This is a genomic window from Oleiphilus sp. HI0132 (assembly GCF_001635845.1).
Genome location: NZ_LWGJ01001099.1, coordinates 1 through 4638, shown reverse-complemented (window position 1 = coordinate 4638; position 4638 = coordinate 1). Strand labels below are relative to the sequence as shown.

Sequence of the window (4638 nt, the reverse complement as noted above, 5' to 3'; positions counted from 1 at the left end):
TGTGCAAAGGGCTTATACTTATTATCAATCAGAACTTAATAGTCTAAGGCTATGAATAAAATTAAGTGAAATCCCAGCCAAGGTAGTTTATATTTTATATGTACCGCTTAAGAAGTTTTCTCTCTGGAAGGTTTGATATGACAACAAAAGCATCTAAAGAAGCAAGTCGTTTAGCGAAACAAAATACAGCGCCAAGAAATTCGAATGGCACCGAGTTAATTGATCAAGAACTACCAAGCTCCCCTGCATTACACCTAGTTGAATTTAACCACATAACTGTAGACAAGTACTCAGCAGAGCAAATTCGAGAAATGTATCAAAACCAACTAACTAAGAAAGCAAGCTAACAAACATTCCCGAATACCACCTCTTAACTGCAGCAGCGGGATTTGTGTGACACACATTGTCAGCTAACAGAACCCGCTGCTTAATTGCTCGACTATAAACTTCCCAGATCTTGAAAAATCAGCTCGCTTACGCGTGCTGACGCTTTCGAAACTGCCTCTTTTATATCTGCCATTGTAATAGGCGTATCTGACAAACCTGCTGCCCAATTCGCACTCAAGGCAATACAGGCATAGTCCAACTCCAATTCTCTTGCTAGCGCAGCTTCAGGCATGCCCGTCATTCCGACCATATCGCAGCCTTCAGCCTTACAACGAAGTATTTCAGCTGATGACTCTAATCTCGGCCCCTGAGTAGCACCGTAAACTCCACCATCCAAGACATCAAATGACACCGCGCTTGCTGAGCGAAGAAGTTTTGCTCTCAATGTTTCAGAGTACGGCTTGGTGAAGTCGATATGATCAACAGTTTCGCAATGAATGCCATCATATATAGTGTGTTCACGCCCATAAGTGTAATCAATAATTTGGTCTGGAATGGAAAGATTACCCGGGCCGAGCTTTTCATGAATTCCGCCTACCGCGTTAATTGCGATAATTCTATCGACACCTGCTTGCTTCATGGCAAAGAGGTTGGCACGATAATTTATCAAATGAGGAGGAATACGGTGAGGATTACCGTGACGCGCCATGAACGCAAACTTAAGCCCGTTTAGTGCACTTATCACAACTGGGCCACTGGTTTCTCCGAAAGGCGTACTTGGCCATAGCTGCTCTACAAGCTCAGCACCCGACATTGAACCAAAGCCTGTTCCACCGATAATTCCTAACATATAAATTCCCACTTAAAGCTCAAGGCTAGTCATTAACCAATTGAGTCATCATCTTATTAGTCTTGTGGCGATTGCCCTTTTATCTCACCTTCAATGCGTAAGGCCTCTGGCATATGCAAAGTAGAGGTTGGAAAAGCAATCTCTGCATTCTCGGCTGCAATAATGTCGTAAACACGAATTAAGACATCCTGCTTAACTTCATGATATTTAATCCAATCAGTTGTTTTGGTGAAGGTGTAGATAAAGAAGTCCAAGGATGACGCCGCGTAGGCATTAAAGTTTACGATAAGGGTTTGTGTGGTATCAATTTCAGGGTGCTGCAATAGCATAGCCTTAACATTGCTAATAATACGAGGCAGCGCGGCGGCATCATCGTATCGAATACCAATCGTTTCATAGACTCTTCTATGGCTCATACGTGACGGGTTTTGAACTGATATGTTCGTAAATACAGAGTTTGGCACATACAATGGCCGTTTATCGAAGGTTTTTATGGTGGTTAAGCGCCAGCCAATTTTAATTACAGTACCTTCAATTTCCTTATCGGGTGAGCGAACCCAATCGCCAACCTTGAAAGGTCGATCCAGGTAGATCATTAAGCCACCAAAAAAATTGGCCAACAGATCCTTTGCAGCAAAGCCCACGGCGAGACCACCGACACCACCAAACGCTAGGACACCACTCATGCTATAACCCATGGTCTGTAGCACGACTAATACGCCAATAATAATAACAATTGCACGCAATAACTTACCAATAGCCGAAACTGTTGTTTCATCCATTGGCTGCTTCATCTTTTCGCCACAAACAACGATCTTCTCGCCGCCCGAAATAAATCGGACAACAAACCACACCAGGCAAAAAACGATGATTATTTGTTGCGTATTACTAATAAATACTGAAAGGTCAACACCTGATTGACGCTGAACACTATAAGCAATCCAGGACAAACCGAGTAACCAAATAACCAAAGCTATCGGTGATCGTGAAGAATGAAGTAAAGTGTCATCCCACAAGTTACGCGTTTTAAGAAACTGCGCTTCAACGCGCTTAAGGAATACTTTAGATAAGAAACTAATCAAACCGGTTAGCAATAGAATAATCGAAATCTCGACAACTTGACGAACAAGCAAGTTTTCGAGCCCGCTATTTAATAAGAAGGTATTCAAAATATTCCAATTCATACTACCCCACCCCTAATTTTTATTAAGATGCTATTTGTTATAGGTCTTCCATACCTCAGATGCCTTAACATCTTCGATACTTAGTTTTTTGCTTGCTTGGTAGCGCATTCGTTTGAGTCTTTGATTATCGACGGTTAGATCACCTTGCTGCAGCAAAGATTCCAAATGCAGCCTCACTTCTTGCGCAGCATCTGGATTGTTACAGACAAGCACCATATCACAACCAGCAGACAAAGCCGCATCTGCACGCGCGACATAGCTGCCTGCAACACTAGCACCTTCCATTGACAAGTCATCACTAAATATAACCCCCTCAAATCCAAACTTTCCTCGCAGAATATCCTGCATCCAAACATTGGAAAAGCCAGCGGGTTGATTATCTACCTGGCTATAAATGACATGAGCAGGCATCAATGCATCAAGCCCTAATGGGATTAAGCGCTCAAAAACAATCGTATCATTTTGCATGATCTGCTCTAGACTACGATTGTCTTCCGGGATCTCATGATGTGAATCAGCAACAACCGCTCCATGACCAGGAAAATGCTTCCCTGTAGAAGCCATGCCTGCTTCTTTCATACCTGAAACCAGCGATGAAGATAAAGCAGTAATCGTCTCAAGATCGCAGGAAAATGCTCTATCGCCGATTACTTCAGAAACACCATGGTCGCGATCTAATACTGGCGTAAAGCTGATATCAATATCAAATGCAATTAGCTCTGCCGCGATTAACCAACCCAGATCAAAAGCTTGCTTTAAGCCCTGCGCTTTATCCTCTTGATAAACCCGGTCAAGAGACCTCATTGGCGGTATTCGCGTGAACCCTTCGCGAAATCGCTGAACGCGTCCACCTTCGTGATCAACGGCGATAATAAGATTGCTTGAGCACTCCCGGATCTCCGAGATTAGCTTAGTCAATTGACCAGGGTTCAGGTAATTTCTTGAGAAGAGAATAACTCCCCCAACAACCGGACTAGATAAGACCTGTTTTTCTTCTTCATTCAACTCAGTCCCTGCCACATCAAGCATCAGCGGGCCAATATTGTTTTCCTTCATATTCACTATTACTCTATCAAAGAAACTATTCTTTAATTAAAACACGCGTCCCGACACAAACACGAGAAAATAAATCCATTACATCTTTGTTACGCATCCGAATACAGCCATGAGACAAAGGCTGCCCCATTGGTTCAGAGTCAGGGGTGCCATGAATGTAAATATAGCGCCTCATACTATCAACTTTAGCCAAGCGGTTATAGCCAGGCTCAAGTCCGCTTAACCACATAATGCGCGTCAGAATCCAGTCTCGTTCGGGGAAATTATTTGCAAGCTTAGCTGAGTAGATCTCACCTGTTGGGCGACGCCCGGCAAAGACCGTATTAATAGGAGAATTGGCACCAATTTTAGCGCGAATATAGTGATAACCTAAAGGCGTACAACCTGAATCGCTAAACTGTCCAACTCCGTTAAGGGCGGTGGACACACTAAAACGAGCCACTTTGTTTTCATTAAACAAAGTCAGCTGCTGTAACTTTACATTAACTTCGATTCTGGGCTGACAAAGGGAAAATTCACTCTCTAACGAGCGTCTAAGTCCTGGTTCAAACGGCATTCACTTCACACTCCCTATGTCATGAGCAGCGAGCAGAAAATCAGTTAACAGGAGCTGCGCTCAATCCGGCTGCTAGAAATGGCACAAGGTAATTAACGACTTTTTCTGTATCCACCTCAGAATCCGGCTTATTCGACAGAATGTCAGATAACTGCTGAATACTGGACATTGTAAAGGCTGTTGCACCGATAACAAATTGAGTTCTCCAGAAACGCTCAGCCGTCGATAGCTCTGGCGTAATATCCTTAAGCAGATTTAAGAAAGGCCAGAAAGTTTTTGCATACTCGTCTTCTAAGTATTTACGCAAATGACCTTGTGATTGAGTATAAGCAAGGCCAAGCATTCGCATAAATATAGAAACACCATTTTTATTGCGTGTAGGTATCTTTAACAGACTACTCGTGTACAACCTTAGAACATCTTCTATACTTGGTGTGCAACCTTCATTGTCCCAGTTATTCTCGCGCAGACCTTCAACCATTAACTCATTTAGCGGTGCAAGAAAGCGATTAAACACTGCCTGGATAAGCGCATTTTTTGAACCAAAATGATAGTTAACCGCCGCTAAGTTGACACCGGCTTTGCCCGTAATCATTCTTAGTGAAGTTTCTGAGAAGCCCTTTTCAGCAAAGAGAACCTCGGCAGCATCAAGTATTCGGTTAACA

Annotated in this window: 6 protein-coding genes; 1 reads left to right on the top strand and 5 read right to left on the bottom strand. The window is 43.1% G+C overall.

Translation table 11 applies throughout. The annotated features are described in order from the left end of the window. The first annotated feature begins 137 nt into the window (after positions 1-137). A complete protein-coding gene (locus A3766_RS14510) occupies positions 138-347 on the top strand; it encodes a hypothetical protein (RefSeq protein WP_068507091.1) in 210 nt (69 codons plus the stop codon). A gap of 92 nt (positions 348-439) precedes the next feature. Here the strand turns inward: A3766_RS14510 and A3766_RS14505 are convergent, their stop codons facing one another. The 5 genes from A3766_RS14505 to A3766_RS14485 all read right to left on the bottom strand — a co-directional run. Further along, positions 440-1177: an S-methyl-5'-thioinosine phosphorylase gene (locus A3766_RS14505; protein WP_068507088.1), complete on the bottom strand. Its 738-nt coding sequence runs from the start codon at positions 1175-1177 to the stop codon at positions 440-442. Positions 1178-1233: 56 nt separating this feature from the next. Next, the gene (locus A3766_RS14500) at positions 1234-2361 is read right to left on the bottom strand and encodes a mechanosensitive ion channel family protein (protein ID WP_082865387.1); all 1128 of its coding nucleotides are present in this window, start codon (positions 2359-2361) and stop codon (positions 1234-1236) included. Positions 2362-2391: 30 nt separating this feature from the next. After that, entirely contained in the window at positions 2392-3417 is a 1026-nt protein-coding gene (gene nagZ, locus A3766_RS14495; protein WP_068507086.1) for a beta-N-acetylhexosaminidase, read from the bottom strand. 25 nt (positions 3418-3442) lie between these two features. Then, positions 3443-3973 (bottom strand): L,D-transpeptidase, encoded by a 531-nt coding sequence (locus A3766_RS14490; RefSeq protein WP_082865388.1) that lies wholly within the window; start codon positions 3971-3973, stop codon positions 3443-3445. A 40-nt stretch (positions 3974-4013) separates the two neighbouring features. Further along, positions 4014-4638: TetR/AcrR family transcriptional regulator (locus A3766_RS14485; protein WP_068642415.1), on the bottom strand; the 625-nt coding region annotated here is incomplete at its 5' end.

What these genes read in the sequence shown, in the direction of transcription:
- A3766_RS14510 (WP_068507091.1), top strand. Translation starts at nt 138, where the DNA reads ATGACAACAAAAGCATCTAAAGAAGCAAGTCGTTTAGCGAAACAAAAT.
- A3766_RS14505 (WP_068507088.1), bottom strand. Translation starts at nt 1,177, where the DNA reads ATGTTAGGAATTATCGGTGGAACAGGCTTTGGTTCAATGTCGGGTGCT.
- A3766_RS14500 (WP_082865387.1), bottom strand. Translation starts at nt 2,361, where the DNA reads ATGAATTGGAATATTTTGAATACCTTCTTATTAAATAGCGGGCTCGAA.
- nagZ (WP_068507086.1), bottom strand. Translation starts at nt 3,417, where the DNA reads ATGAAGGAAAACAATATTGGCCCGCTGATGCTTGATGTGGCAGGGACT.
- A3766_RS14490 (WP_082865388.1), bottom strand. Translation starts at nt 3,973, where the DNA reads ATGCCGTTTGAACCAGGACTTAGACGCTCGTTAGAGAGTGAATTTTCC.